Origin of the sequence: Mesorhizobium sp. M0227 (assembly GCF_040321855.1) — a bacterium.
In the GTDB taxonomy this organism is placed as follows: Bacteria; Pseudomonadota; Alphaproteobacteria; order Rhizobiales; family Rhizobiaceae; genus Mesorhizobium.
Window position 1 is genome coordinate 38,580 of sequence record NZ_JAMYSJ010000032.1, and the last position, 24,829, is coordinate 63,408.

The following is a 24,829-nucleotide window of genomic DNA, read 5'->3' on the forward strand; positions in this document are numbered from 1 at the left end:
AGATCAGGGGCGGTCGCCAATGGCCGCCCTTTTTGTCGGTCCGATCGGATGGACACGCTTGCCATCGCCGCCCTCATTTGCGATGCCTTCCTTTTTCGAGTCAAAACCCGAAAATCAGTCGAGCAAGCGCAGCTCTGCCGGAGGACAACAGCCATGACCGAGCAAAGAACCGCCATCGTCACCGGGGCCGGCACGGGCATCGGCAAGAGCGTCGCCACGGCGCTGCTCAAGAACGGCTGGAACACGGTATTTTGCGGGCGCCGCAAGTCGGTGCTGGACGCTGCGGTCGCCGAGGCCGGCCGCACCGACGCCAAGGCCTTGGCGGTAGCCTGCGATATCAGCAAGGCAGGCGAGGTCGACGATCTGTTCGAGACCGTGGCGGCGGCCTTCGGCCGTGTCGACCTGCTCTTCAACAATGCCGGCATGGGCTACAAATCGGCGCCGATCGACGAGATACCGGTCGAAGTGTGGAACGATATCGTCGGCGTCAATCTCACCGGTTCGTTCCTGTGTGCCCGTGCCGCCTTTGGCGCCATGCGCAAGCAGAAGCCGATGGGTGGCCGCATCATCAACAACGGTTCGGTGTCGGCCTATGCGCCGCGCCCGGGCTCGGTGCCCTACACGGCGACCAAGCATGCCATCACCGGGCTGACCAAGACGCTGGCGCTCGACGGCCGGCCTTATGACATCGCCTGCGGCCAGATCGACATCGGCAATGCGCTGACCGATATGGCGCAGCCGATGACGGTCGGCGTGCCGCAGGCCAACGGCTCGATATCAGCCGAAGCGGTGATGGATGTTCAGCGCGTCGCCGACGCCGTCGTCCATATGGCCAGCCTGCCGCTCGAGGCCAACGTGCTGTTCATGACCGTCATGGCGACCAAGATGCCGTTTGTCGGGCGTGGGTAGTTATTCTCCCGGTAGCTCTGCGCCGGGTAGATAGAGCGCGATAGGACGGATCTCGTAGACGGCGGTCGGATTGACGCGACGAAACTCGCGCGCGATAGCGATGGCATCGTCCCGCGTCGGGCAGTCGACGACATAGAGGCCGAGAAGCTGTTCCTTGGTTTCGGCGAAGGGGCCGTCGACGATCATGCCGTCGCGCAAGGTGCAGGCCGATTGTGTCGCGTCAAGCCGCGCCGACGGGCCAAGGCTGCCGTCGGCATAGAGCCCTTCATGGATCTTGAGCAAGTCAGCCATCAGCGCCGTATCTTCCTGCGGCGTCAGCGCTTTGATTGCGTCTTCCACATGATAGGCAAGGATTGCATAGAACATCCGATGTCACCCCACTTCGATCCTGATCCGAGGACCGTAGCCGTTCTCGACATGCACGCCCAGTCTTGGCCGCGCGCCTCCGGACGGCTCATGACACCGTCATGCCACAGCCGCAAATTGTTCGGAAGAGGACAGCGGGCCGCTTTCAAGCTTACTTCGCCAGGAATGCCCCGATCCGTTCCAGCGCCCGCAAGATGTTCTCCTCGGAATTGGCGTAGGAGAGCCTGATATAGCCTTCGCCGAGAATGCCGAAATCCGGGCCGCCGATCAGCGCCACACCGGCATCGTCGAGCAGCGCCGAGGCCAGCTTCTTGGCCTTCCAGCCGGTCTTCGAGACGTTGGGGAAAGCGTAGAACGCGCCCTTGGGCGTGATGCAGGAGATGTCAGGCAGGGCGTTCAGTCCCTCGACGACGATCTTCCGGCGGCGGTCGAAGGCGCGCATCATATTGGCGACATCGTCCTGCGGGCCGTCGATTGCCGCGATGCCGGCGAATTGGCTCGGCGCGTTGACGCAGGACCAGCAGTTGACAGCCAGCTTGCGCACCTTGTCGTAGAGATGGGCGCCCTTGTCGCCATTCGGCCAGATCGACCAACCCATGCGCCAGCCGGTCATCGCCCAGGTTTTCGACCAGCCATTGAGCACGATCAGCCGGTCGCGGATCTCGGGAAAGCCGAGCAGCGAGCAATGCGTCTCGCCATCATAGGTCATGACGTCGTAGATCTCGTCGGAGAGGATGGCGACGTGCGGATGCGCCTCCAACCCCTTGACCAGTTTCTCGATCTCGGCACGCGGCGTGACGCCGCCGGTCGGATTTGCGGGTGAGTTGAGGATCAGCAGCCTGGTCTTCGAGGTGATCAAGGCCAGCGTCTCCTCGGCGGAGAAGGCAAAGCCGTTCTCCTCGCGCATCGGCACCGGAATAGGCGCCGCACCGGTGAACTCGATCATCGAGCGATAGATGGGGAAGCCCGGATCGGGATAGAGGATTTCGGCGCCAGGTTCGCCGAACATCAGGATCGCCGCGAACATGGTCGGCTTGCCGCCGGGCAGGATCATCACCGTTTCGGGCGATACTTCGACACCGGTGGTGGTCAGCGTGCGCCGCACCACCGCCTCGCGCGTCGCCAGCAAGCCATTGGCCGGCGTGTAGCCGTGGTGACCGTCGCGCAACGCCTTGATCGCCGCCTCGACGATGTGCTGCGGCGTCTTGAAGTCGGGCTGGCCGATGCCGAGATTGACGATGTCCCGACCTTGGCTTGCAAGGGCTGTCGCCCGCGCCAGCACCGCGAATGCATTTTCCTCGCCGAGACGGTCGAAGGCCGAAATCGTGTGGAGCATTTTTCCCGTCCGTGTGGTTCTTGCTGTTGGGTCGCGTTTTTGTGAGCTTCGGCTGGCAAAAGTCAAACGGATTGGAGCTTTCGGTGTCGGAAAATCTCAGGGATTGGCAACCGCGCCCGCGGCCTGAACGCACGGCCATCGATGGCCGGTATGTCCGGCTTGAACCGCTGAGCGCCGCAAAACACGGCGACGGCCTCTATGAAGCGTCCTCCGTGTCCGACATCGGCGGCCGCTTCGCCTGGCTGCCGGACTATCCGCCGGAGACCCGCGCCGCCTTCCAGCCATGGCTGGACAAGGTCGAGGCCAGCGAGGATCCGCTGTTCTTCACCGTCATCGACAAGGCCAGCGGCAAGGTCGCCGGACGCCAGACACTGATGCGCATCGATCCGGCTTACGGCGTCATCGAGATCGGCAACATCTATTGGGGACCGCTCATCTCGCGCAAGCCGGGAGCAACCGAAGCGCAGTTCCTGTTCATGAAATACATCTTCGACGAACTCGGCTACCGCCGCTACGAATGGAAGTGCAACAACCGCAACGAGCCATCGAAGCGGGCGGCCGAACGGTTCGGCTTCAAGTTCGAAGGCATTTTCCGCCAGCATCTGATCGTCAAGGGTGAAAACCGCGACACCGCGTGGTATTCGATCATCGACAAGGAGTGGCCGGCTCTGCGCAGTGCCTATGAGGCGTGGCTCGATCCGGCCAATTTCGATGGCGACGGCCAGCAGAAGCGACGGCTCGAGGATTGTCGCGCGGAATTCGGCGCTTAGGAGTTCGCCATTGGCACATACAAACGATCACAGCGGGCATGATCACACTGGGCATGATCACAGCCCCGGTCATGTGCATGGCTCGACCGACAAGAAACGCGTTCTGATCGCAGCCTGCCTGACCGGCGGCTTCATGGTCGCCGAAGCGCTTGGCGGCATCCTCACCGGATCGCTGGCGCTGCTGGCCGATGCCGGCCACATGCTCGCCGACTCGATCGCGCTCGGCCTTGCCTGGTATGCCTTCCATCTGGCTGGCCGCCCGGCGACCGTTCGTCTCACCTATGGCTTCGGGCGGGTCAAAACGCTGGTGGCCTATACCAACGGCATCGCCATCTTCGTCATCGCCCTGTGGATCGTCTACGAAGCCTGGGAGCGCCTGCAGGCGCCGGCACCGGTGCTTGGCGGGCCAATGCTGGTGGTGGCGATCCTTGGCCTGCTGGTCAACATCGGCTCGTTCGTCGTGCTGCATGGCGGCGACCGCGAGAGCCTGAACATGCGCGGCGCCATCCTGCATGTGCTTGGCGACCTGCTCGGCTCGGCGGCGGCCATAGCGGCGGCGCTGGTCATCCTGGCGACCGGTTGGACGCCGGTCGACCCGATCCTGTCGGTCCTGGTCTCGCTGCTGATCCTCTACACGGCGTGGTCGCTGATGCGTGAAGCCGCCCATGTGCTGCTCGAGGGCGTGCCGCCAAGCCTCGACCGCGATCTGATCGCCAGGGATATCGAGGCGACGATCCAGGGCGTGCGCGAAGTGCACCACATGCATGTCTGGTCGCTCGACGGGACCAGCAACATGACGACACTGCATGCCTGTCTCGACGAGGGCGTCGATGCGCATCAGGCGGTGAGTGCCGTCAAGAAGCGGCTTGCCAGCGAGCACGGCATCAGCCATGCCACCGTGGAACCGGAATTCGGCCAGTGCGCCGACGACGGCGACGAGCACGAGCATGGGCACGAGCATGAAGCGGCAGCCTATCACGACCACCATCACTAGGACCGGATCGATCGATGTCGATCGTCCTGCCTCGGGAGTTGCAAAACCTTGAAAACCAGCTTGACGAACGCCCGCTGCCCTGGTGCGGCATGATGGACCGCGACACCAGGAATGCTCTTATCGCCGCAGTGTGGATCATGCTTCTGTTCGGTATCGGCGCCTACTATCTGCCGACCGTAATGCTGGCACTCGGCAGCCTTTCGACCGTGCTGGCCGGCGCCTTCGGCGTCGTCTTCGTGCTGGCGTTCTTCTCGGTGTTCTGGCTGCGCGCCCGCAACCAGCGCAAAAAACCAAGGTAAATAGGCAAGGGATTTTCGATATGCGCATTCTGATCACTGGCGCCGCGGGCATGGTCGGCCGCAAGCTCATCGCCCGGCTGGCCAAGGACGGCACGCTGCGCGGCGGCAAGATCACCGCGCTCGATTTACACGATATCGTGCCGCCGCAGGCCCCGAGCCTGGATGGCGTCAGCGTCACGCTGCACACCGGCGATCTCGCCGAAGCGGGTGCCGCTGAGCGCCTGGTCGCATCGCGTCCCGATGTCGTCTTTCATCTCGCGGGCATCGTATCGGGCGAGGCGGAAGCCAATTTCGATCTCGGCTACCGCGTCAATCTCGATGGCACGCGCGCCCTGTTCGATGCCATCCGGCTGGCGGGCTTTGCGCCGCGCGTCGTCTTCACCTCGTCGATCGCGGTGTTCGGCGCGCCGTTCCCGGATGTCATTCCCGATGACTTCCATCCGACGCCGCTGACCTCCTACGGCACCCAGAAGCAGATGAGCGAAGCGCTGCTGGCCGACTATTCCAGGCGCGGTTTCTTCGACGGCATCGGCATCAGGCTGCCGACCATCTGCGTGCGGCCGGGCAAGCCGAACAAGGCGGCGTCCGGCTTCTTCTCAGGCATCATCCGCGAGCCGTTGAGCGGCCAGGAGGCGATCCTGCCGGTGCCGCGCTCGGTCGTGCACACGCATGCCAGCCCGCGCTCGGCGGTCAACTTCCTGATCCATGCGGCAGGGATCGACAGCAGCGCCGTCGGGCCACGCCGCAACCTGACGATGCCTGGCGTCGCCGTCACCGTCGGCGAACAGATCGAGGCGCTGGAACGCATCGCCGGGCCGAAGGCGGTAAGCCTGATCCGCGAGGTTCCGGATGACACGATCTGGGCGATCGTCAAGGGCTGGCCGACGCGCTTCGAGGCAAAGCGGTCACGGGAGCTCGGCTTCAGCGCCGAAAAGAGTTTTGACGAGATCATCCGCGCTCACATCGAGGATGAGCTCGGCGGCAAGATCGCGGGTTAAACTCCGAGCCTCGCTGCGTCGGGCATCATCCGCCTGCCGCCAGGCTCGCCGACAGCAGCAGCAGTCCGAACAGGAACACGAAGGCGGCGCCGCCGATCTCGACGATCGAGTGGATGCGGTTGCCCATGCGGCCGTCGCCGGCGAAATACACCGCCCAGTTCTTGGCGGTCACCGCCAGTGTCGCCAGTGCCGAAACGGTGATGGCGGTGCCAAGCGACATCGCCAGCACCGACAGCAAACCGCCGAGCCAGAGCCCGTTGAGCAGGGCGAAGCTGAGCACGATCAGCGCGCCGGAGCAGGGGCGGATGCCAACCGCCGCCACCGCCGTCCAGGCCGTGCGCCAGTCGAAGCGGTCGCCCGACAGCAGCGCCGGATCGGGTGCGTGCGAGTGGCCGCAGGTGTCGCAGACTTCGCCCGCCGCGTGATCGTGATGAGCATGATCGTGTTCGGCATGATCGTGATCGTGCGAAGGGCCGTGCACATGGTCATGCGCGTGTAGCGCGTGCGCATGAGCATGCGCCGAATGGCTGTGAGCTGCATGGGAGTGACCGGCATGCGAATGACCCCCATGAGAATGACCGGCGTGAGAATGGCCGGCGTGAGCCGCCGACAGGCTGTAGGCCGGTCCTCTGCCAAACAGGCGCAGGATGGAAGGGCCGAGCTTGCGCCACAGGAGCCAGGCGCCGAACAGGGTGACGAAGACAAAGCTCATGATCTCCATGAACCAGGCTGCGTCCGTCATCGAGACGGAGGTGCCGCGCAGGACGAAGTAGGCGACTCCCATCACTGCGACCGCGGTCAGGCCCTGCAGCAGCGCCGAGACGAAGGACAAGAGGATGCCGCGCCGCAACGCCACCTCATTGGCCACCATGTAGGACGAGATCACCGCCTTGCCGTGGCCGGGGCCGGCGGCATGGAAAATACCGTAGGCGAAGGACAGGCCGACGAGTACCCAGATCTTGCTGCCGTCCTGGCGCATCGCCTTCATCGCCGTCGCCAGCGCGCGGTAGAATTCCTGCTGCCTGAGATTGATCCACATCAGGATGTGGGCGAACGGGCCGGTGGTGGGCGCCATGCCGTCATTGACGCCGATGCCGAGCGAACTCTGGGCATGAGCGGCGTCGGCGAAATGCATCATTGCGACAGTGAGGGCCAACAGGCCGAATGCCAAACGCAGGGACGGTTTCGTCACCGGCTTCATCCTTCTGGCTGACAGGTCAGTTCGAGCTTGGTGGCGAAGATCTTGCTCATATCGGTGCCGGTCGGGTCATTGAAAAAGGCATCGGTGAGGGTCTTCTGGTTTTCCTTGATGGCCTCGTCCGGGTCTGGACGGACCACCTTGCTGGTGCAGTTCGAGGGCAGGCCTTCAACCGTGATGTTGGAGTCCTCGGTGAAGTCGATCGCCGTGTAGAATGTCGGATCGTAGACGCCGATATCGATCTTGCCGTGGAGCTTGATCGGCACCTTAGGTTCGGACTCGAAAAGGATGATCAGCTGATCGTTGTCGAAATTGGCCATCAGATGCGGCGGCGGCGTCATCGCCACATCCTTGCCGTCGACGGTGACGAGCTGGAAGTAATTGAACTCGGCCAGCGAGGCATGAACGGTGTCGGCGACTTCCTTCAGCTCCTTGTCGTCGAGCTTCAGGTCGGAGTTCTTGTCGAACTCCATCATCACGGTCGAGGAAAACAGATCGTCGAAGCGCCAGAGATGACGCAGAGCCTTCACGCTTTGGTGATCCGGGGAGAGAATCACATCGAGGCGGGCCTCGGCGAAGACATGCGGATGCACGTAAGCGGGTCCAGTGGCGGCAAAAGTAGCCGCCAAGGCCGAAGCCAGCATGATTGCGTGCCGTTTCAGATTCATTCTCGGTCCATAGGCCTCGGAAGAGTTGCCGAGAGTTACCAGAAAGGGGGCGAAATTGGGACCACGAGACTATTGACGCCGGTCAGCCAGCCTCGCGCGTCCTGAACCACTGCACCAAAAAGTCGACGAAGACGCGGACTTTCGCCGGCAGATAGCGACGGTGCGGGTAGACGGCGAAGATGCCGCCGCCCGACAGGATACGGTCATCCATCACCGCCACCAGCCGGCCGCTCGCGAGGTCGGGCGCGGCGATGAAATCCGGCAGGACGGTAAATCCGAGACCCGCCACGGCCGCGGCTCTCGCCGTCATCGGGCTGTTGACCTCGACCGGACCGGACACCGAAACGCTCACCGGATCGCCATTGTCGCCCTTGAACGGCCAGTTGTTCAGTCCGCGGCCATTGGTGTCGACGATGCAAGGCATGCGGCTGAGATCCTGCGGCCTTGTCGGCATGCCATGCTTGGCGATCAGTTCGGGGGAGGCGCAGAGCTTTATCGAAAACGGCGCCAGCCGCCTGGCGATCAGCGACGAGTTCTCCAGCCGCGAGATGCGCACCGCAAGATCGAAGCCCTCCTCGACCAGATCGACGAAGCGGTCGTCGAGCTGGATGTCGAGGACGATGTCGGGATGCTGCTTGGCAAAGTCGATCAGGGACTGGCCGATCGGCGCATCGGCGAAGGTGCGCGGCGCCGACAGCTTGATCCGGCCGCGCACGTCACCGGAGGATTCACGCACCGCGTCGGCCAGGCTGTCGACCTCGCGCACGATCTCCGAGGCGCGCCGGTAATAGGTGTGGCCGGCCTCTGTCATCGAGAACTGGCGCGTGGTGCGGTTGAGCAGCAAAGCGCCGAGTTCGTCCTCCAACTCGCGCACATATTTCGACAGCAAGGCCTTGGAACGGCCGATCTTGCGCGCCGCCGCCGAAAAGCCCTCGGCCTCGACCACGTCGATGAAGGCACGCATGCGCGTCAGTGTGTCCATGGTCAGGCCTTTCGTGCCGCGTCGAGAAGTTTCCGGCCGAGCCGTATCAGGGCAATGTCGCTGCCGGAAGGGCCAAGCAGCGACAGGCCGAACGGGGCGCCGGCGACCGAGCCGACGGGCAGTGTGATCTGTGGAAAACCGGACAGGCCGGCCAGGCACAGAAGTTGGAGCGCCCGTTCGCGATAGGCCTGGAACTGCTCCGGCGTGCTGTCCACGTAAGGTGCCGGACCAGGCACCGTCGGCAGGACAAGAAAGCCGTTCTTGCCGAGCAGGGCGCTCAGTTCGCCGCGAAAGGTCAGACGTCGCACCTTCTCGGCCTGGGCTGTCTTGTCGTCGACGGCGCGGCCAAAGCCGAAACGCTCCTCGACGCCGGGGCCAAGGCCGCGCTCGCCGCTGGTGATCCATTCGCCATGCACCGCCCAGGCCTCCCTGGCCTGCAGCCGGCGAAAGCACCAGTAGAGTTCATCGGGAGATGAGGAGAAGCGCACTCCCGGCGTCATCGGCGCGCCGAAGACCTTGCCCGCCAGCCCCTTCATTTCACCATATTCGGCAAGCGCCGGGCGGGCGACCAATCCATCCAGCCAATCCAGTGCCAGCGGCCGGTCCAACACATGCTGGTGCGGATCGCGGCCGAGCAGCAGCTTGCCGACGGTTTCGTAGGTCTCGATGTCGTCGGCGAACCAGCCGAACGTGTCGAGGCTCGGCGCCAGCTTCATCGTGCCGTCGAGCGGAATGCGGCCATGCGTGGTGCGCAGCCCGATCAGTCCGCAAAAGCTCGCCGGGGCGCGGATCGAGCCGCCGGTGTCGGAGCCGGTGGCGATATCGGCCAGCCTGCCCGCCACCGCCGCCGCCGATCCCGATGAGGAGCCGCCTGTGACGCGGTCGGGTGCCGCCGGGTTCACCGGAAACGAGAAATGCGCATTCTGGCCGAACAGCGCGAAGGCAAGCTCGTCGGTCTGCGTCTTGCCGACGAAGCGTGCGCCGGCATCGAGGATCATCTGCACGGCGGGTGCGGTGCGCGAGGCTGCGTGGCTTTCGGCGAATTTTTGCAAATTGCCGCAACCGGTGCGGTAGCCGGCGACGTCGTAGATGTCCTTGACGGCCAGCCGCAGGCCGGCCAGCGGGCCTAGCTGGGCATGTGCCACTGGCATCTGGCGAAGATCGAGAAAGGCGTTGAGAGGGCCGTGCGTGCCTGTCATCGTTCGATATCCGGATACGGTTGCCGCAACATTGTTCGACGCCAGAAATTTTACAACCTGCGATACGATTTTTATTGATTGTGAAAGTCTTCGCCCTTATATCGCGCTTGCCCAAAGTCGCACGTGCCTGTGGGTGTCCGCCGATCCTCGAATGGTGAGGGAAATCGGTAAGGTAACTGGAGCTAACCCCTCCAGTCGGTCTAGCGGCCAACCGCCAGCCCGAGGACACCTTGAAGCAACGACGGTGCGGGCCTTTCTGGTGTTCTGCCGGTTGTCCAAAAACCGGGGTTACTGAAGAGGCACACCTTCATTGCCGGCAGTGCGGACGGGTCTCCCATCCAAGCCAAGGCAGACAAAGCGAACCGAGGCCGGGCAAGGCCAAGGTTCACCGCCGCGAGACGGCGCTTCATGGTTCCGGGGTCTCCACCGGCTGGTTCCATGAATTTCCGTCCCGCCTTTGTCCACCGCGAGTTCGCGAGGCCGACAGCCCGCGTCCCGCAGCCTTATTGCGCGCCGAAAGGCGCTGATGGAGAGACCCCGATGGCCACCCAGCGCATTCTTGACTTTCTCGCCACCCGACGTCCGACCGGCCCCTGCCTCGTCATCGACCTCGATGTCGTGCGCGACAATTTCCGCGCCTTCGAGAAGGCGCTGCCTGATTCCAAGATCTACTATGCTGTGAAAGCAAACCCGGCGCCGGAAATCCTGCGCCTGCTTGCTGCGATGGGCTCGTCCTTCGACACCGCTTCCGTTGCCGAAGTCGAGATGGCGATGGACGCTGGTGCGCCGGCGGACCGCATCTCCTTCGGCAACACCATCAAGAAGGAGCGTGACATCGCACGCGCCTACCAGCTCGGCATCCGCCTGTTCGCGGTCGACTGCGTCGAAGAGGTCGAGAAGATCGCCCGCGTCGCTCCAGGCGCGCGCGTGTTCTGCCGCGTGCTGACCGATGGCGAGGGCGCCGAATGGCCGCTGTCGCGCAAGTTCGGCTGCGTGCCGGCGATGGCCGTCGACGTGCTGCGCCATGCCAAGGGGCTCGGCCTCGACGCCTATGGCGTATCGTTCCATGTCGGCTCGCAGCAGACCGACCTGACCGCCTGGGACCGTGCGCTGGCCGACGCCAAGGTGGTGTTCGCGACGCTCGCCGAAGAAGGCATCGTCTTGAAGATGGTCAATATGGGTGGTGGTTTCCCGACGCGCTATCTGCGTGACGTGCCGGCCGCCCAGGCCTATGGCCAGGCGATCTTCTCGGCGCTGCGCAAGCATTTCGGCAACGCGCTTCCCGAGACCATCATCGAGCCGGGCCGTGGCATGGTTGGCAATGCCGGCGTCATCAAGTCGGAAGTCGTGCTGATCTCGAAGAAAGCGGCCAACGACAATGTGCGCTGGGTGTTCCTCGACATCGGCAAGTTCGGCGGCCTGGCCGAGACGATGGACGAGGCGATCCGCTACCCGATCGTCACCGCGCATGACGGCACGGAGACAGCACCTTGCGTGCTCGCCGGCCCGACCTGCGATTCGGCCGACGTGATGTACGAGAAGACGCCCTATCCGCTGCCTTTGTCGCTGACGATCGGCGACGAGGTGCTGATCGAAGGCACCGGCGCCTACACGACCACCTACTCGGCGGTCGCCTTCAACGGCTTCGAGCCTCTCCGATCCTACGTGATCTGACGGCGCTTCCTCAGCGCATTTTCGGACGGCGAACCGGACACAACTTCGCCTGAAAATGCGCTGAGAGAGCCGATCAGATCATCCCAGGTGGGCGCCTGTCGTCCACCCGGGCTCGCCTGTGGAACAGATCTCCGCTCGCCCGGGATTGCGGAAATGGAAATGTCATTTGAAATGGAAATGCCAGTTGAAATTGGGGGCCACGCACCGGCCTTTGGGATGGTCGCCGAAACCGCCGCCGATGTTGCGGCGCGCGAGGCGTTGCTCGATCGGGCCATGGGGCCGAAGCGCAGGAAAAAGTCGTCGGAGAAGTTGCGGCGTGGCCGGCGGCCCTCGGAAGGGCTGGCCTTCGTCGCCCGCGATGCTTCGGGCGGCGTGGCCGGCACCGTGCGGCTGTGGGATGTCAGGCTGGGCGAGGGCGGTGCGGCCGCGCTGCTGCTTGGCCCGCTTGCCGTCGACCCGTCGCTCAAGAATGCCGGCATCGGCTCGGCGCTGATGCGCCATGCCATCGCCGAAGCGGCGCGTCTCGGCCATGCCGCTATCCTTTTGGTCGGCGATGCGCCCTATTACGCGCGCTTCGGCTTCTCGGCCGAGAAGACCGGTTCACTTGCCATGCCAGGACCCTATGAGCGGCACCGCCTGCTGGCGCTGGAACTGGTGGAAGGCGCGCTTGACGGCGTGCACGGCACGCTGAAGGCGGCCGGCCGCAAGCTGAAGGCGCAGGAACTGATATCGGCGGCCTGAGACACGAAGCCGGCAGCATTTCATGCAAAAACGCCGCCCGAAAAAGGGCGGCGTTTTTCGCAATTGGTGGGTGCCGCCTGGGCGGCTGGATGCCTTCAGCCGATCAGCTGGCTGAGCGCCATGGCGACGGTCATGTCGCCTTCGACCTTTATCTTGCCGGTCATGAACGCCATTGTCGGGTTCAGGTCGCCAGCGATCAGCGAATCCAGATCGTCGAGCGAGAGCTTGATGGTGCAGTCGGTGGGTGCATCGGTGTTCGAGACGGTTGCGCCGTCGATGACGATGACGCCGTCGCTGCCGGTGTCGAATTTCACGGAACGATCGAACCCGCTGCTGGCCACCCGCGACTTGATCTTCTCGGCAATCTCCTGAACGCTCACGCTGTTCTCCTTGTCTGGTTGCATCTGTCTCGCAACGGCGCTTCGATCCAGCCGAAGCCCATGCCGCGGTTTCGCGATCACGGTCGCTGCCGCATATAGCTTTGGGTTGACGTTTACGTCAACGCGGATTCGGGTGGCTGGTTCCTGCCCTTGCGGCAGGCGAGGCTCGATGTGACCAGGCCTGTGAGCAGGGCAACTCAGTGTTCCTTGAACGCCTTGGTCATTTCGGTCGCCGTTTCGCTTTTCTTGCGGCGCAGCCAGTTGTCGCGGATTTCGTCCTTCGACAGGAAATTGACCTGGTCGATCAGAACCTCATGCACCAAAGGCGCGCCGACACGCGCGTTGACGGTATCGCGGATTGCGGCGCGGAAGGCATCGAGATCGATGGTCGCCTTGTTGGTGAAGTCGATCTGCGGATTGGAATAGAGGTAGGAATAGACCTGGTCGGTGATCAGCGCTTCGGCCGGAATGGACAGCTTCTTTATCTGCTCGGGTTCGACGGTGTAGACGAGCTTGGTCAGGAAATAGCCGCCGATCTCAGAATCGCGGATCAGCGGCACCGAAATGATGTCGGTCTTGACGTAGTCGAGACCGCCCAGCATCGGCTTCGGCGTTTCGCCGACACCGCGCTCGCCGGCCGCCTGGAAAGAATAGAACACGGCGCCGAGGGTTGCGGCGCAAATCCAGACGGCGATGGCGATGACCTTGATCATCGGCTCTTGTCAGTCCCTTGATCCGTCCCTTGCGAAGGCGACGCGGCACTGCGCCGTTGCTTCGGCAGTATCTCCGAAGTGTCGCTCGTGTTCGGCATCATGCCTTCATCCAGCCGAACTCGCCGGCGGAGTAGGTGCCGTCGGTCTCGGCGCGCTGGATGGCGTGCCGCAGCAGGCTGGCGACTTCGTTGACCGCGCTGAGATGCGCGAGGATCGCCGCTTCGTTCTTCGCCAGCTTCTGGCGCAGCCGGGTCAGGCCCTCGCGGTGCTGTTCGAGGAATTCGGCTTCGCTGCTGCCCTTCATGGCGCGGGTCAACTCGTAGAGGTAGCGGCTCTTGCGGGCGTTCGACGCCTTGAGATCATAGTTGGTCGCGTTGCGGATACCGGCGGTCTCTTCCTCGACCACTTCCTCGATGCGACCGATGATGGCGGCGAGGTTGCCGGGCCGCGCGAACGGGATCGGCGCTTCCGACGCGGTCGTGCGTGCTGGCAGGTTGGAGGTGGATTCCGAAAAGTCGGCCATGGCGTTTCCCGTTTAGATCTTGATATTTGTTTTTATGGTGGTCTCGTCACCGGTCATCGACCCCGCAGCCTTGCGCTGCAATTGGTGGACCAGCGAGGTCGACAGGCTGTTTTGCTGGTCGATCTCGGTCTTTTCCAACCCGCCCGAAACCGGACCGACCGGAACCACGCGCTTGCCTTCGAGATAGTGGTCGGCAAGCATCGACTTGGCGATGCCGATGCCGCCGCGTTCGGCCATCACGTCGGCCACCCGCTCGGCAAGCTGCGATTTCCACATGTCGCCGGCCAGGCCCTTGCCGTAGACGCCCTCGGTATCCTTTGGCAGCATGTTCTGGATGAAGGTCTGCAGCACCATCGCCTCGAACTTCTTGAATTTGTTGGCCGGGTCGGTTGCAGCGGCGGCCTTGTCGGCGGTGGCGCGCGACAGGATCGAGCCGGCATCGACCGAAGCGGCGGTGTCGAGTGAAAACGTGCCCGCAGCGCCGCCGGCCCGTTTTGCCAGCGCGGCGCGGGCGGTCTCGATATCCGCCGGGTCGACGGCTCGGGCCACATCCATAACGATGTCGCTGGGTGGAGAAATCGCCAAGAAAGTCCGCCTTTTACCGGTTTTCCTTAGCCAGACCATGCCTCAACAAGCTTGTGGCAGGCTTGCGGGAAGGAGAGGGAGCGGAAGTGCGGGGATCGATCGAAGCTGCCGGCTTCGCGCCATGCGTTGTCGGGCAGTTTTTTCCATCGTCGATTTCCGCCTCAGCTTCACTCCTTGACCGCGCCCGTCATCGAGGAGACGTAGTGCTCGACAAAGAATGAATAGAGCACCACCACCGGCAGGGAGCCGATCAGCGCGCCTGCCATCAGGGCTCCCCATTCATAGACGTCCGAACGTACGAGCTCGGTAAGCACGCCGACCGGCACGGTCTTGTTTTCGGACGACTGGATAAAAGTCAAAGCGTAGATGAATTCGTTCCATGACAGGGTGAAAGCGAAGATGCCGGCGGAAATCAGGCCAGGCACCGACAGCGGCAGAACTATCTTGGTCAGGATTTGCCAGCGGCTGGCGCCGTCGATCAGCGCGCATTCTTCCAGTTCGAAGGGGATCGAGCGGAAGTAGCCCATCAAGAGCCACGTGCAGAATGGAATGAGGAACGTCGGATAGGTGAGGATCAGCGCGAACGGCGTATCGTAAAGGCCGAGGTTGAAAACCATCACCGACAGGGGAATGAACAGAATCGAGGGCGGCACGAGATAGGCCAGGAAGATCGCCAAGCCGACCTGCCGCGCCCCGGAAAACCTCAAGCGCTCGATCGCATAGGCAGCGAACACCGCCGCCAGCAGCGACAGGAAAGTTGCGGCGGTCGAGATGATGATCGTGTTGAGAAGCCAACCCGGATAGGACGTGTCGAAGAGCAGATACCGAATATGCTCGAGCGTCGGATGGACGACCCAGAACGGGTTGAAATTGGCATAATCCGTCATCTCGAGATTGGGTTTCACCGCCGTGATCGTCATCCAGTAGAACGGGAACAGCAGCACGATGACGAAGATGAGGAGCGGCAGATAAACGGTCACCACGCGCCGGGGCAGGCTCTGGAGATAGCCCATGCCGCCTTCATCCGTGTTCGGACGATTGTTCGTTTCGATCGCGGCCATGTCAGTCTCCACCGCCCTGCTGCCATTTACGACGTTGCAAGCCGAAATAGCTGAAAAGGATCGCCGCTAGCAGGAATGGGATCATCGCCACCGCGATTGCGGCTCCCTCGCCAAGCTGGCCGCCGGAAATGCCGCGCTGGAACGAGAGCGTCGCCATCAGATGGGTAGCATTCACCGGCCCGCCGCGAGTCAGCACATAGATCAGCTGGAAATCGGTGAAGGTGAACAGGACCGAAAAGGTCATGGTGATGGCGATGATCGGCGTCAGCAGCGGCAGCGTCACATAGCGGAACAACTGCCAACGGCTGGCGCCGTCGAGCGTCGCGGCCTCGTAAAGCGATTGGGGAATCGTCTGCAGGCCGGCCAGCAGCGTGATGGCCACGAAAGGAATGCCGCGCCAGACATTGGCAGCGATCACCGAGGCGCGTGCGTTCTCCGGATCGCCAAGGAAATTGATGCGGTGATCGATCAGTCCCATTTCCATAAGCGCCCACGACAGGATGGAGAACTGCGAATCGTAGATCCACCAGAAGGCGATGGCCGAGAGCACCGTCGGCACCACCCACGGCAGCAGGACAATCGCGCGGAAGAACGATTTGAAGGGAAGGTTCTGGTTGAGGAGGAGCGCTAGCCAGAGGCCGAGCGCGAATTTCAGGATCGAAGCGCTGATCGTATAGAGCAAGGTGTTGAAGACGGAGAGCCAGAAGACGGCGTCGCTCCACAGATATTCATAGTTTTCGATGCCGATGAAGATGCCGGGGCGGCCGATGCGGGCATCGGTGAAGCCGAGCCAGACGCCGAGCCCCAGCGGATAGGTCAGGAAGACAAGCAGCAGTGCAGCCGCCGGAAGCATGAAGCCGAAGCCAAGTGCGTTCCGGCTTTCGCTCCAGCGCGACAGAATCCGTGAGAAGATCGAAGGTCGCGGCTGGATGGCAGCTGACGGCACGGCCATGGGTTGGCTCCTGCTGAGGTCTCATTGATAGGCCGGATCGGCCGCGACGCAATCCGAAGCCAGCCGGGCAGCCGCGCTGCCCGGCTGAGCAGGCTCAAACGCGATAATAGCGATTTGCCCGCTTCTCGGCCTCTTCCATTGCCTCTTGCGGCGTGGCCTGGCCGGTCACCGCTTTGGCGAACATGTCGACCAGCACGTAGTCGGCCATGGTTGCCGCCGAAGCATAGCCGAGCGGCCCGGCATAGCCGTTGGGCCGCAGAGTAGCCGAAGCCTTGGCGTAGGCGGCGTTGTTGGGATCGGCGGTCCACACTGGGTTGTTGTCGAATGCCTTCAGTGTCTGGCAGCAATATCCGGCCGAGGAGGTGATCCAGTCCTTCATTTGCGGTTCCTCGAACATGAACTGCAAATACGCCTTGGCCGCGTTGGGGTAGGGCGTGTAATTGAAGATGACAGCCGTGGTCACCTGGAACAATTCGACGGATTTGCCGACAGGACCGATGGGCAGGTTGGTCGTGCGTATGTCCTTGGCGATTTCAGCCAGCTTTGGATCTTTGTCCTTGTTGATCTTGGCGGTGTTGTAGGCGGAAATTCCATTGGCGATCACCCCCAGTTCGCCGGCCAGGAAGGCGCGGTTGTTGTTGACGTCGAGCCAGCTTTCGGTGCCTGGAATGAAGGTCTTGTAGAGCTCCTGCGCGTATTCGATCGCCTTGAGGGTCTCGGGGCTGTTGATCGTTACCTTGCCGCCCTCGTCGACCATCTGGCCGCCATGGCTCCACAGCAGCCAATGAGCATAGTTGTTGCCGTCGCCGACGCCGTGGCCATGCGTGAATCCGGCCGGATGTCCCTTCGCTTGCAAGGCCTTGCAAAGTTCCAGGAAGCCTTTCGTGTCCTTTGGAAACTCCGAAAAGCCGGCCTCTTTCACCCAGCTTTCGCGATAGACGATGGCATTTCCGATCGTGGCCAGTGGCAGGCCGATGAATTTGCCTTCCCGGGTCGCATATTGCTTTGGTCCATCATGCCAGCCGCCATATTTCGAGCCGAGATACTCGCCCAGTTCACTCACGTCGTGCAGCTTGTCGGGATATTGGTGCGGGTCGTCGAACCAGACGAACATCAGGTCGGGGCCGGATCCGACATTTGCCGCGACTGCCGCCTTGGGGCGAATGTCCTCCCAACTTTCCTTGTCGACACGGACCGCGACACCGGTCGCTTCGGTGAAGCGCTTGGTGTTGGCCAGCCATTGGTCCTCGTCGCCCTGGACGAAGGGCGACCAGCGCAGCAGTCTAAGCTTGGCGCCATCCTCGGGTTTGTATTTCGGTCCGTCCTGGGCAAGGGCCGGAGAGCTGATGAACCGACTTCCCAAGGCACCCGCCGCCGCGCCGGCGGTGGTGCGGATCACGTCGCGTCTGGTGAACTTCATGCTCGTTTCCTCCTGTTTGTTGTCCTTGCCTTGTGGTCCTACTGATCGGTACGTGTTTGGAACCTCTGTCCGGTTTCTGCGTGAAAGAGATGGATAAGGCTGGGCTCGGCCGTAAGCCGAATGGTTTCGCCCGGCGTAAAGGAATGTCGTTCCCGGAAATTGGCGACGATCTCTTCGCCGCCGGCTGTCCTGCCGATGAGCTGCACTTCGGACCCGGTTGGTTCAACCACCGCGACGGTGACCGGAATGCCCTGCTCGTCGGACAGCCGCAAATGCTCGGGCCTTATTCCCAGCACCACAGGCTCGCCATTGCGGATGGAAAGTGCCGAGGCCAACGGGACTGAAATCCCTCCGGCGCCGCGGAACGAGGGTGAGCCGTCGGTAGCGATCTCGCCCCTCAGCAAATTCATGGCCGGCGAGCCGATAAAGCTGGCGACAAAAAGATTGTTCGGCCGGTCATAAAGTTCCAGCGGCGGCCCTATCTGCTCGACGATGCCGTCATGCATGACCACGATCTTGTCAGCCATGGTCATGGCTTCGATCTGATCGTGGGTGACGTAGACTGTCGTGGTCTTGAGGCGCTGGTGCAGTTCCTTGATCTCGGCGCGCATCTGCACTCTGAGTTTGGCGTCGAGATTGGACAGCGGTTCGTCGAAGAGAAACACCGCCGGATCACGCACGATCGCGCGGCCCATTGCGACGCGCTGGCGCTGGCCGCCGGAAAGCTGCCGAGGATAGCGCGCCAGCAACGGCACCAGCCCAAGGATTTCGGCTGCGCGGCGCACGCCGGCATCACTCTCCGGCTTGGAAACTCCTTTGAGCATCAGCGAGAACGCCATGTTCTCGGCGACGGTCATGTGTGGATAGAGCGCATAGTTCTGGAAGACCATGGCGACGTCGCGCTCCTTGGGCGCAACGTTGTTGACGACACGTTCGCCAATCGCGATCTGGCCGCGTGAAATCTTTTCCAGGCCGGCGATCATTCTGAGAAGGGTTGATTTTCCGCAGCCCGAGGGTCCGACCAGAGTGACGAACTCGCCGTCCTCGATGTTCACGCTGACCCCGTGCAGGATCTCGACAGCGCCGAATGATTTATAGACTTCGCCAATTGCGACAAACGCCATCGGTCCTCCCAACAATTCCCGCGACGTCGTCGAAGGAACAACGCTTCCGCTAGCGACAGCCCTGGCTCCTCCCAAGCTCACGCTAGGCCGAAACGGTAGCGCTACCAAACCGGGCTGTAAAGCGTTTACGGGAAAGCCGAACCTTGGAGGGGCCGCTTCGCGCCACACAATCGTCCCAGCTACTCCTGCGTCCGCTTCTGCGCGATGATATCGAGCCGCTCGCGGTCGGAGCGTTCGCGTTCGTCGCGGTCGCGCACGTCCTTGTAGGCGCGCTCGACCATGTTGGTGCGGGCGGTCGCCGCGGCGATGAGGCTGGCTTCCTGCCTGGCGCTCGCCAGGTTCGCCTCCTGGCGCACCACCGCCTGGGCAATGCGGCGATGGTAGAGATCGGGAAACAGGGCGGAGAGCGAATCGGCCTGGTCGAAATGGCCGACCAGTTCCTTGGCCTCGGCCTCGGCGGCACTGGCCGCCGCAAGGAAGGTGGCGTGGCGGGTTTCGTGCAGCGCCTTCAGCTGTTCCTGCACCTTGACCAGCTTCTTGAGGCGGTCCTTGCGCGTGCTCATTTCTACCTCGCCAATGTCAGGTCGACGAAGCCGTCGACGAACAGCGACAGCATGGTGCCGACGGCGAAATAGAAGATGATCATGCCGCCGGCGATGATGAAGGGCTGGGAGATGAAATAGATGGGGATCTGCGGGGTCAGCTTGTTGACGAAGCCGATCGTCAGATTGACGAGAATGGCATAGGCGACGAACGGGCTGCCGAGGCGGATGACCAGGAAGAACGTGTCCGAGACCGTGTCGGTGACATCGACAAGGGCTGCCTGCGGGTTGAAGAAGATGTTGACCGGCGCGACCGTGTAGGAGGAAACCAGCGCGCGTATTATTTCGTGGTCGAAATCGAAGACGAACAGCATCAAAAGCGCCGAGAACGAGATGATGGCGGCAAGGGCTGCCTGGGGTTCGGGCTCCTCGATCGCCGGTCCGCCGCTGCCGCCATAGCCCACCAGCATGGCGATGGCCGAGCCCATGAAGCGCAGGGCTTCCATGTAGAGCCTGGTCATGGCGCCGATCAGGCCGCCGACCAGAAGTTCCGAGATGATCATCGGCACCAGGATCTGGGGGCGCGGGTCGACGAAAGGAAAGATCTTGTCCCACAGGAAGGCGAGCAGGCCGCCGGTGGCGGCGACCGCCACGAACAGCCTGACCTGGACCGGGACGCGGGCGCTGGAGAGGCCCGGCATCAGCATGAAACAGGCGCCGATGCGGCAGAAAGCCAGGAACGCCGCGATGACGACGCCTTGCGACAGCACGCTCACGATATGGTTCCGAGCACCTTGATCTCGACGCCCTTGGCGATTTCAACATGGCTGAGCACCGGCAGCGTGGTGAACAGGCGCTCGATGATCATGCGCACATAGGGGCGGGCGTCGGGCGCGGTGACGAGGACGAAACGCTCGCCGGCTTCCAGATATTTCTTGATCGCCTTGGTCGCGTCCTGGCCGAACTCCTCGAGCTGGCGCGGGTCGATGTCGAATTCGCGCACCTCGCCCTTGGCGTCGCGCTTGAGGCTCTGGTGGAAGGCGAGGTCCCAGCGGTTGCCGAGGCGCAGCACCTTCAGCACGCCGCCCTCGGACAGGTCGCCGCAGATCTGCTGGGCCATGCGGATGCGGACATGCTCGACGATCTGCTCGGTGCGGCGCACATGCGGCGCGATCTCGGCGATCGCCTCGATGATCAGGTGCAGATTGCGGATCGAGACGCGTTCGGCCAGCAGCAGCTTCAGCACCGCCTGCAGGCCGGGATAGGAGATGTGCGTGGTGCAGATCTCGTCGGCGAGCTTGCGGTACTCCTGGTCCTGGCGTTCGAGCAGCGCCTTCATGTCCTTGTAGGACAGAAGCTGCGGCAGGTTGTTGCGGATGACCTCGGAGAGATGGGTGAGCAGCACCGACATGTTGTCGGCGAAGGTGTAGTTCTCGCGCTTCAGATCCTCGGCGAAGGCTTCGACCACGGAATAGGCGCGCATGCCGAAGGCCGGCTCGCGGATTTCCTCGCCCGGTATCTCGGGTATGTCGCGGTTGCCGAGCAGCACCATGATCTCGCCGACGCGCATCTGATACTCGGCCACCACGGTGCCGTGCACCTTGATCTGGTAGCTCTTCGGCGGGATGGCGAAATCGTCGGCGACGCGCACCTCCGGCACCACGAAGCCATATTGGGTGGCGAATTTCTTGCGCATCTTGCCCATGCGGAAAACCAGTTCCTGATGCGACGTCAGCAGCCTTGTCGACAGCTGCTTGCCTATCAAAAGCTCGATCTCGGCGGTGGCGAGCGAGGCCTTGACCGAGTTCTTCTCCTCCTCGACCTTAGTCGCCTTTTCCTGGTCCTTGATCGCCTCGGCTTCGGCGACGGCGCGGTTGGCGCGCATCGGGATGACGTAGCCGAGGCCGGCCATGCCGGCGGCCAGCGCAAAGAACGGGAACAGCGGCAGGCCGGGCATCAGGCCGAGCAGCACCAGCAGCGATGCCGCGACATAGAGGGCGCGCGGGTGGGCGCCGAGCTGGCCGAACACCGCCTGGTTGGTCGAGCCGCGCGTGCCGCCCTTGGAGACGAGCAGGCCGGCGGCGAGCGACACGATCAGGGCCGGGATCTGGGTGACGAGGCCGTCGCCGACCGACAGCTTGATGAACACGTCGGCGGCTTCGCCCATGCCCATACCGTGCCTGATGTAGCCGATGGCGATGCCGCCGACGATGTTGATGGCGGTGATGATGAGGCCGGCGATGGCATCGCCGCGCACGAACTTCGAGGCGCCGTCCATCGAGCCGAAGAAAGAAGATTCTTCTTCCAGTTCACGGCGGCGCAGCTGCGCTGTCTTGTCGTCGATCATGCCGGCCGACAGGTCGGCGTCGATCGACATCTGCTTGCCTGGGATGGCGTCGAGGGTGAAGCGGGCGCCGACTTCGGCGATACGGGTGGCGCCCTTGGTGATGACGATGAAGTTCACCACGATCAGGATCATGAAGACGATCAGGCCGATGACGAAGTCGCTGGCCATCACCAGCTTGGAGAAGCCGGCGATGACATAGCCGGCGGCATGCGTGCCCTCATTGCCATGCGACAGGATCATGCGCGTGGTGGCGATGTTGAGCGACAGCCGCAGCATGGTGGCGATGAGCAGCACGGTCGGGAACGACGAGAAATCGAGCGGCCGCTGGATCCACAGCGCCACCATCAGGATCAGCACCGAAAGCGCGATCGAGAAGGCGAGGCCGATGTCGATGAGAAAGGCCGGAATCGGCAGGAACAGCACGGCCAGGATGATGACGATGCCGATGGCGAAGAAGACGTCGCGGCCGTTCTTGGCCACCGCGCCGGGCTGAATGCTTTCGCTGATCGCCATATCGTCCTCAAACCCCATAGACTGCCGAGCGCGCGACAGCCCTGTGAGGGTAGCCCGCCAAGCTTGCGCGAGGGTGGGAGACTGGCTAGTTCGGACGATCATGCGCAGGTCGCCGTGTCGGTCGGCCTTGTAGAGAAGGGAAAACCCGTGCTTCTGATCATCGGCACCATCCGCTTGCCGCCAAACAAATTGGAGGAAGCCAAGCCCGCAATGGAGCGCATGGTTTCCGGCAGCCGCACCGAGTTCGGCTGCATCCAATATTCCTATGCGCAGGATGTTTTCGATGCCGGGCTCATCCGGTCACGGAAGTCTGGAGCGACAGGGCAGCGCTCGACGCGCATTTCGCCTCGCCGCACATTGCGGACTGGCGTGCGAGCTGGCCGGCGCTTGGCATAGGCGAGCGCAACCTCGTGCTCTATGAAGCCGGCGAGCCCATGCCGACCTGAACGGTCCATCGGCCGATCGATATCGCGCCCGCTGTCGCCAATGTGGTGTCTGTCGGCATTGTGGTTGCCATGCCGTGCCGCCGGGCGTATCAGGCTGGCTTTCCACTGCCTTTCGATATCGGCGAGCCGCCCCGGTGCTTTCCAGAAACCACAGCGAAGTCTACGCCCGCCGGCTGCGCGCGGTGCTGGTCAGGTCGTTGCCTCTGCTCGAGGCACGCGGCATCGTGGTGGTCATCCTCGCAGGTGTCGTAGGCGTGATGGCTGGCATATTGGTCACGGCGATGAGCCAGATCGTGCAGGACCTGCACGGGCTGCTGTTCGGCGTTCAGCCAGGCGGCCGGCTTTCCGGCATGTTCTCGCTCGCCAATCCGATGCAGGCGCTGATACCGGCGATCGGCGGCATGCTGCTGGGGCTGACGGTGGTCTGGCTCAGGATACGGAAATTCCGCACGCCGATCGACCCGATCGAAGCCAATGCGCTCTATGGCGGGCGCATGTCGCTGACCGACACCTTCATCATCGCCGGCCAGACGATCTCCAGCGGTTTTGGCGCCTCGGTCGGGCTGGAAGCCGGCTATACGCAGGTTGGCTCCGGGCTGGCATCGCGGCTGGCGGGCATCTTCAGGCTGCGCCGCAACGATGTCCGCATCCTGGTCGGCTGTGGTGCGGCCGGCGCCATCGCCGCCGCCTTCGATGCACCGCTGACCGGCGCCTTCTACGGCTTCGAATTGGTCATCGGCATCTACTCTGTCGCCAATGTCGCGCCGGTCTTGACAGCCGCGATCTGCGCCTCGCTGACCGCCGAAATGTTCGGCGGCGTGCCGTTTCCGCTCGAGCTTTCGGGCCTGCCGGCGCTCACCGCCAGCCAGTATGTGCCGTTCCTGCTGCTCGGCCTGCTCGGCGGTGCCGCCTCGATCGCCATCATGCATCTGGTGACACTGATCGAGCGCGGTTTTGCCAGACTGTCGATCGATGCGGCGCTGCGCCCCGTCATCGGTGGCGTCATCGTCGGGCTGCTGGGTCTTATCACCCCGCAAGTGCTGTCCAGCGGCCATGGCGCGCTGCATCGCGAATTCTCGATGAATTACGGGCTGGCCGTGGTGGCGAGCGTCTTCGTGCTCAAGCTGACGGCGTCGGCGGTGTCGCTGGGGTCGGGTTTTCGCGGCGGATTGTTCTTCGCCTCGCTGTTCCTCGGCGCGCTGCTCGGCAAGGCATTCGCGGATGTGATGATTGTCGTCTCGCCGGCAACCGGCATCGACCCTGCCGTTGCCGCCGTCGTCGGCATGACGTCGCTCGCAGTCGGTGTCGTCGGCGGTCCGCTGACGATGACCTTCCTGGCGCTGGAATCGACCCGCGACCTGACGCTGACCGGCGTTGTGCTGGCGGCCTCGATCATGTCGGCGATCCTGGTGCGCGAGACCTTCGGCTACTCGTTCTCGACATGGCGCTTCCATTTGCGCGGCGAGACCATCCGCAGCGCCCACGATGTTGGCTGGATGCGCAGCCTCACAGTCGGCTCGATGATGCGCAAGGACATCAAGACCATCTATGCCTCGACGACGCTGGCAGCCTTCCGCAAGCAAGTGCCGCTCGGCTCTGCCCAGCGCGTCATCGCCGTCGACGCGGGCGACCACTATGTCGGCGTGCTGATCGTAGCCGAACTGCACAGCGATCCTTCCGGCGGCGAGGTCCCGGTGCGCGATCTTGCCAAATCCAAGGACGCGGTGCTGGTGCCGAGCATGAACGTGCAGGCCGCCGCGGAAACATTCCAGCGCGCCGGCGCCGAAGAACTCGCTGTCGTCGAGGATTTCACCGACCACATCGTGCTGGGCCTGTTGACCGAAGGCCATCTGATGCGGCGCTATGCCGAGGAACTCGACAAGGCGCGCCGCGACCTGTCGGGCGAGGGGTAACGAAGGCCAAGCCGGATGCCTGTCACAGTGGTTGCGGAGCCTAGAGCGTTTCATATTTTGACGGAAGCGTAGCCTGCGTTTTCGAAGTAGTCCTGCTCGATCGGATTGAGGTCCGGCGAGTAGGGCGGCAGATACCAAAGCCTGGCGCCGGCAGCTTTGATCGTCTGCCTGATGGC

At 63.1% G+C, this 24,829-nt stretch carries 27 protein-coding genes and 1 pseudogene; 9 read left to right on the forward strand and 19 right to left on the reverse strand.

Annotated features, from left to right (window positions below):
- Positions 1-153: 153 nt before the first annotated feature.
- Positions 154-909, forward strand: a complete 756-nt coding sequence (locus NKJ00_RS28180) for an SDR family oxidoreductase (RefSeq protein ID WP_023810046.1) — start codon at positions 154-156, stop codon at positions 907-909.
- Here NKJ00_RS28180 and NKJ00_RS28185 read toward each other — a convergent pair whose 3' ends face one another.
- Positions 910-1,275, reverse strand: a complete 366-nt coding sequence (locus NKJ00_RS28185) for a YciI family protein (protein ID WP_128303104.1) — start codon at positions 1,273-1,275, stop codon at positions 910-912.
- Positions 1,276-1,426: 151 nt separating this feature from the next.
- The gene (locus NKJ00_RS28190) at positions 1,427-2,611 is read right to left on the reverse strand and encodes a pyridoxal phosphate-dependent aminotransferase (RefSeq protein WP_023810044.1); all 1,185 of its coding nucleotides are present in this window, start codon (positions 2,609-2,611) and stop codon (positions 1,427-1,429) included.
- 83 nt (positions 2,612-2,694) lie between these two features.
- Here NKJ00_RS28190 and NKJ00_RS28195 point away from each other — a divergent pair, with 83 nt between their 5' ends.
- Genes NKJ00_RS28195 through denD form a run of 4 tightly spaced genes read left to right on the forward strand, consistent with a single transcriptional unit; the run spans position 2,695 to position 5,672 of the window.
- Positions 2,695-3,381, forward strand: a complete 687-nt coding sequence (locus NKJ00_RS28195) for a GNAT family N-acetyltransferase (RefSeq protein WP_352632078.1) — start codon at positions 2,695-2,697, stop codon at positions 3,379-3,381.
- A 10-nt stretch (positions 3,382-3,391) separates the two neighbouring features.
- The gene (locus NKJ00_RS28200; protein ID WP_352632080.1) at positions 3,392-4,375 is read left to right on the forward strand and encodes a cation diffusion facilitator family transporter; all 984 of its coding nucleotides are present in this window, start codon (positions 3,392-3,394) and stop codon (positions 4,373-4,375) included.
- 14 nt (positions 4,376-4,389) lie between these two features.
- A complete protein-coding gene (locus NKJ00_RS28205; RefSeq protein ID WP_502895926.1) occupies positions 4,390-4,674 on the forward strand; it encodes a hypothetical protein in 285 nt (94 codons plus the stop codon).
- 20 nt (positions 4,675-4,694) lie between these two features.
- The gene (gene denD / locus NKJ00_RS28210; protein ID WP_352632082.1) at positions 4,695-5,672 is read left to right on the forward strand and encodes a D-erythronate dehydrogenase; all 978 of its coding nucleotides are present in this window, start codon (positions 4,695-4,697) and stop codon (positions 5,670-5,672) included.
- A gap of 25 nt (positions 5,673-5,697) precedes the next feature.
- On the opposite strand, the gene NKJ00_RS28215 is transcribed toward denD, so the two are convergent.
- From NKJ00_RS28215 to NKJ00_RS28230, 4 genes are all read right to left on the reverse strand, one after another.
- A complete protein-coding gene (locus tag NKJ00_RS28215) occupies positions 5,698-6,873 on the reverse strand; it encodes a nickel/cobalt transporter (RefSeq protein ID WP_352632085.1) in 1,176 nt (391 codons plus the stop codon).
- Positions 6,870-7,538, reverse strand: coding sequence for a DUF1007 family protein (locus tag NKJ00_RS28220; protein WP_023810039.1), 669 nt, complete (start codon positions 7,536-7,538; stop codon positions 6,870-6,872). The genes NKJ00_RS28215 and NKJ00_RS28220 overlap by 4 nt, the downstream gene beginning before the upstream one ends.
- An 82-nt stretch (positions 7,539-7,620) precedes the next feature.
- Positions 7,621-8,520 (reverse strand): LysR family transcriptional regulator, encoded by a 900-nt coding sequence (locus NKJ00_RS28225; RefSeq protein WP_023810038.1) that lies wholly within the window; start codon positions 8,518-8,520, stop codon positions 7,621-7,623.
- Positions 8,521-8,522: 2 nt separating this feature from the next.
- Positions 8,523-9,719, reverse strand: coding sequence for an amidase (locus NKJ00_RS28230; RefSeq protein ID WP_023810037.1), 1,197 nt, complete (start codon positions 9,717-9,719; stop codon positions 8,523-8,525).
- Between the two features lie 540 nt (positions 9,720-10,259).
- On the opposite strand from NKJ00_RS28230, the gene odc2 reads away from it, so the two are divergent.
- Positions 10,260-11,393: an ornithine/lysine decarboxylase gene (gene odc2, locus NKJ00_RS28235; RefSeq protein ID WP_352632088.1), complete on the forward strand. Its 1,134-nt coding sequence runs from the start codon at positions 10,260-10,262 to the stop codon at positions 11,391-11,393.
- Between the two features lie 171 nt (positions 11,394-11,564).
- On the forward strand, positions 11,565-12,134 hold the full coding sequence (locus tag NKJ00_RS28240; RefSeq protein ID WP_352554065.1) for a GNAT family N-acetyltransferase: 570 nt from the start codon (positions 11,565-11,567) through the stop codon (positions 12,132-12,134).
- A gap of 95 nt (positions 12,135-12,229) precedes the next feature.
- On the opposite strand, the gene NKJ00_RS28245 is transcribed toward NKJ00_RS28240, so the two are convergent.
- The 12 genes from NKJ00_RS28245 to NKJ00_RS28300 form a co-directional block, all read right to left on the reverse strand.
- The gene (locus tag NKJ00_RS28245) at positions 12,230-12,514 is read right to left on the reverse strand and encodes an SCP2 sterol-binding domain-containing protein (protein ID WP_013529756.1); all 285 of its coding nucleotides are present in this window, start codon (positions 12,512-12,514) and stop codon (positions 12,230-12,232) included.
- A 197-nt stretch (positions 12,515-12,711) separates the two neighbouring features.
- The gene (locus tag NKJ00_RS28250) at positions 12,712-13,227 is read right to left on the reverse strand and encodes a hypothetical protein (protein WP_023810033.1); all 516 of its coding nucleotides are present in this window, start codon (positions 13,225-13,227) and stop codon (positions 12,712-12,714) included.
- Positions 13,228-13,324: 97 nt separating this feature from the next.
- Entirely contained in the window at positions 13,325-13,750 is a 426-nt protein-coding gene (locus NKJ00_RS28255; protein ID WP_352632091.1) for a hypothetical protein, read from the reverse strand.
- 12 nt (positions 13,751-13,762) lie between these two features.
- Entirely contained in the window at positions 13,763-14,374 is a 612-nt protein-coding gene (locus NKJ00_RS28260; RefSeq protein WP_352441887.1) for a rod-binding protein, read from the reverse strand.
- A gap of 128 nt (positions 14,375-14,502) precedes the next feature.
- Complete coding sequence (locus NKJ00_RS28265) at positions 14,503-15,396, reverse strand: carbohydrate ABC transporter permease (protein ID WP_023810030.1); 894 nt, start codon at positions 15,394-15,396, stop codon at positions 14,503-14,505.
- Position 15,397: 1 nt separating this feature from the next.
- Positions 15,398-16,249 carry a carbohydrate ABC transporter permease gene (locus NKJ00_RS28270; RefSeq protein WP_372337954.1) on the reverse strand — a complete coding sequence of 284 codons (852 nt, stop codon included), beginning with the start codon at positions 16,247-16,249 and terminating at the stop codon, positions 15,398-15,400.
- Between the two features lie 193 nt (positions 16,250-16,442).
- On the reverse strand, positions 16,443-17,768 hold the full coding sequence (locus tag NKJ00_RS28275; protein WP_352610372.1) for an ABC transporter substrate-binding protein: 1,326 nt from the start codon (positions 17,766-17,768) through the stop codon (positions 16,443-16,445).
- 38 nt (positions 17,769-17,806) lie between these two features.
- Entirely contained in the window at positions 17,807-18,892 is a 1,086-nt protein-coding gene (locus NKJ00_RS28280; protein ID WP_352632093.1) for an ABC transporter ATP-binding protein, read from the reverse strand.
- A gap of 179 nt (positions 18,893-19,071) precedes the next feature.
- The gene (locus tag NKJ00_RS28285) at positions 19,072-19,455 is read right to left on the reverse strand and encodes a hypothetical protein (RefSeq protein WP_352610374.1); all 384 of its coding nucleotides are present in this window, start codon (positions 19,453-19,455) and stop codon (positions 19,072-19,074) included.
- A 2-nt stretch (positions 19,456-19,457) separates the two neighbouring features.
- On the reverse strand, positions 19,458-20,210 hold the full coding sequence (gene fliR, locus NKJ00_RS28290; RefSeq protein ID WP_127290444.1) for a flagellar biosynthetic protein FliR: 753 nt from the start codon (positions 20,208-20,210) through the stop codon (positions 19,458-19,460).
- Positions 20,207-22,294, reverse strand: a complete 2,088-nt coding sequence (flhA, locus tag NKJ00_RS28295; protein ID WP_127326668.1) for a flagellar biosynthesis protein FlhA — start codon at positions 22,292-22,294, stop codon at positions 20,207-20,209. Before flhA ends, fliR begins: the two co-directional genes overlap by 4 nt.
- A gap of 98 nt (positions 22,295-22,392) precedes the next feature.
- Positions 22,393-22,548: a hypothetical protein gene (locus tag NKJ00_RS28300; protein WP_352610383.1), complete on the reverse strand. Its 156-nt coding sequence runs from the start codon at positions 22,546-22,548 to the stop codon at positions 22,393-22,395.
- On the opposite strand from NKJ00_RS28300, the pseudogene NKJ00_RS28305 reads away from it, so the two are divergent.
- Together NKJ00_RS28305 and NKJ00_RS28310 are read left to right on the forward strand one after the other, a co-directional pair.
- Positions 22,484-22,740 (forward strand): annotated as a pseudogene (locus NKJ00_RS28305) (putative quinol monooxygenase). The gene NKJ00_RS28300 and the pseudogene NKJ00_RS28305 sit on opposite strands and share 65 nt — an antisense overlap.
- 134 nt (positions 22,741-22,874) lie before the next feature.
- Complete coding sequence (locus NKJ00_RS28310; RefSeq protein ID WP_352632095.1) at positions 22,875-24,653, forward strand: chloride channel protein; 1,779 nt, start codon at positions 22,875-22,877, stop codon at positions 24,651-24,653.
- 50 nt (positions 24,654-24,703) lie between these two features.
- Here the strand turns inward: NKJ00_RS28310 and NKJ00_RS28315 are convergent.
- Positions 24,704-24,829: transposase (locus tag NKJ00_RS28315; protein ID WP_502895927.1), on the reverse strand; the 126-nt coding region annotated here is incomplete at its 5' end.

Bases quoted from the DNA above. Each gene is read 5' to 3' on its own strand.
- NKJ00_RS28180 (WP_023810046.1), top strand. From the start codon at position 154: ATGACCGAGCAAAGAACCGCCATCGTCACCGGGGCCGGCACGGGCATC.
- NKJ00_RS28185 (WP_128303104.1), bottom strand. From the start codon at position 1,275: ATGTTCTATGCAATCCTTGCCTATCATGTGGAAGACGCAATCAAAGCG.
- NKJ00_RS28190 (WP_023810044.1), bottom strand. From the start codon at position 2,611: ATGCTCCACACGATTTCGGCCTTCGACCGTCTCGGCGAGGAAAATGCA.
- NKJ00_RS28205 (WP_502895926.1), top strand. From the start codon at position 4,390: ATGTCGATCGTCCTGCCTCGGGAGTTGCAAAACCTTGAAAACCAGCTT.
- denD (WP_352632082.1), top strand. From the start codon at position 4,695: ATGCGCATTCTGATCACTGGCGCCGCGGGCATGGTCGGCCGCAAGCTC.
- NKJ00_RS28215 (WP_352632085.1), bottom strand. From the start codon at position 6,873: ATGAAGCCGGTGACGAAACCGTCCCTGCGTTTGGCATTCGGCCTGTTG.
- NKJ00_RS28220 (WP_023810039.1), bottom strand. From the start codon at position 7,538: ATGAATCTGAAACGGCACGCAATCATGCTGGCTTCGGCCTTGGCGGCT.
- NKJ00_RS28225 (WP_023810038.1), bottom strand. From the start codon at position 8,520: ATGGACACACTGACGCGCATGCGTGCCTTCATCGACGTGGTCGAGGCC.
- NKJ00_RS28230 (WP_023810037.1), bottom strand. From the start codon at position 9,719: ATGACAGGCACGCACGGCCCTCTCAACGCCTTTCTCGATCTTCGCCAG.
- odc2 (WP_352632088.1), top strand. From the start codon at position 10,260: ATGGCCACCCAGCGCATTCTTGACTTTCTCGCCACCCGACGTCCGACC.
- NKJ00_RS28240 (WP_352554065.1), top strand. From the start codon at position 11,565: ATGGAAATGCCAGTTGAAATTGGGGGCCACGCACCGGCCTTTGGGATG.
- NKJ00_RS28250 (WP_023810033.1), bottom strand. From the start codon at position 13,227: ATGATCAAGGTCATCGCCATCGCCGTCTGGATTTGCGCCGCAACCCTC.
- NKJ00_RS28255 (WP_352632091.1), bottom strand. From the start codon at position 13,750: ATGGCCGACTTTTCGGAATCCACCTCCAACCTGCCAGCACGCACGACC.
- NKJ00_RS28260 (WP_352441887.1), bottom strand. From the start codon at position 14,374: ATGGTCTGGCTAAGGAAAACCGGTAAAAGGCGGACTTTCTTGGCGATT.
- NKJ00_RS28265 (WP_023810030.1), bottom strand. From the start codon at position 15,396: ATGGCCGCGATCGAAACGAACAATCGTCCGAACACGGATGAAGGCGGC.
- NKJ00_RS28270 (WP_372337954.1), bottom strand. From the start codon at position 16,249: ATGCTTCCGGCGGCTGCACTGCTGCTTGTCTTCCTGACCTATCCGCTG.
- NKJ00_RS28275 (WP_352610372.1), bottom strand. From the start codon at position 17,768: ATGAAGTTCACCAGACGCGACGTGATCCGCACCACCGCCGGCGCGGCG.
- NKJ00_RS28280 (WP_352632093.1), bottom strand. From the start codon at position 18,892: ATGGCGTTTGTCGCAATTGGCGAAGTCTATAAATCATTCGGCGCTGTC.
- NKJ00_RS28285 (WP_352610374.1), bottom strand. From the start codon at position 19,455: ATGAGCACGCGCAAGGACCGCCTCAAGAAGCTGGTCAAGGTGCAGGAA.
- flhA (WP_127326668.1), bottom strand. From the start codon at position 22,294: ATGGCGATCAGCGAAAGCATTCAGCCCGGCGCGGTGGCCAAGAACGGC.
- NKJ00_RS28300 (WP_352610383.1), bottom strand. From the start codon at position 22,548: ATGCAGCCGAACTCGGTGCGGCTGCCGGAAACCATGCGCTCCATTGCG.